The 1,225-nt window shown below is 63.1% G+C and carries 2 protein-coding genes; both read right to left on the bottom strand.

Annotated features, from left to right (window positions below):
• Positions 1 to 83 precede the first annotated feature (83 nt).
• Positions 84 to 839 carry a 2-dehydro-3-deoxy-D-gluconate 5-dehydrogenase KduD gene (gene kduD / locus IL54_RS01930; protein ID WP_037472654.1) on the bottom strand — a complete coding sequence of 252 codons (756 nt, stop codon included), beginning with the start codon at positions 837 to 839 and terminating at the stop codon, positions 84 to 86.
• A gap of 137 nt (positions 840 to 976) precedes the next feature.
• Positions 977 to 1,225 (bottom strand): 5-deoxy-glucuronate isomerase (locus IL54_RS01925; protein WP_037472653.1); only part of this gene is annotated, 249 nt, incomplete at its 5' end.

Here is a 1,225-nt window from a genome sequence, read left to right as displayed (position 1 = left end):
GTTGGGAGGGTTATCCCTCCTCTGTTCGATCGTCCGTTCGCCCTGAGCCTGTCGAAGGGCGTTGCTTCGCGCGGGTCAGGCGATCAGCGCGCGAGCCATCCGCCATCAACGGCGAGGGTATGCCCGTGGATATAACCCGCCGCGCTCGACGCGAGGAACACGGCCGCCCCGCCAATGTCGGACGGATCACCCCACCGGCCTGCCGGGATGCGCTCTTGGATCTGGCGATTACGGGTCTCGTCGGCCTGCAGCGCGGCTGTATTGTTGGTGGCGATATAGCCTGGCGCGATGGCGTTGACGTTGACGCCCTTGGCCGCCCATTCGTTGGCCAGCAGCTTGGTCAGGCCAGCGACGCCGCTCTTGGACGCGGTGTAGCTTGGCACGCGGATGCCGCCCTGGAAGGACAAGAGCGAGGCGATGTTGATGATCTTGCCCGCGCCCTGGCCGATCATATGGCGACCCGCCGCCTGACACAGGAAGAACAGCACCTTCAAATTGGTGTCGATCACGGCATCCCAGTCTGCCTCGGTAAAGTCCACGCTGTCGGCACGGCGGATGATCCCGGCATTGTTGACCAGAATGTGCAGGCCGCCGAGCTTTTCCAGCGTCTCGTCCACCACGCGCTGGACCGGCGCGATGGTCGACAGGTCGGCGGAGATGATCTCCGCGCGACGGCCGAGCGCCTGGACCTTCTCGACGGTTTCCTGTGCCGGAGTGCGGCCGACTGCGGCGATGTCCGCACCGGCAGCAGCCAACGACAGGGCGATGGCCTGGCCAATGCCGGTATTCGCGCCAGTGACGATGGCGACGTTGCCGCTAAGATCGAAGGGGTTGGTCATGCTATTTCCGTTCGTTTCGAGCCCTTCGACTGCCTGCCAAGGCAGGCGCTCAGGACAGGCCAGGGTCGAGAAACCATTCGGGCGCTGTGCGAGCGTGTCTCGACTTCGCTCGACACGAACGGCGCTCTCACTTTGAGTCAGGCGAGCTGGCAGATATCCAGCACGTTCATGTCGGTATAATCCTGATTCTCGCCCGCCATCGCCCAGATGAAGGCATAGGCCTTGGTGCCCGACCCCATATGCACCGACCAGGGTGGCGAGATCACCGCTTCCTCATTGGCTATGACGATATGCCGCATCGCATCGCCTTCGCCCATATAGTGGAAGACGCGATCCGACGGCCCATCCAGCTCGAAGTAGAAATAAATCTCGCTGCGCCGCTCATG

The sequence above is a fragment of the Sphingobium sp. ba1 genome (assembly GCF_000743655.1).
Lineage (GTDB): Bacteria > Pseudomonadota > Alphaproteobacteria > Sphingomonadales > Sphingomonadaceae > Sphingobium.
This window is presented reverse-complemented; position numbering and strand designations above follow the sequence as displayed.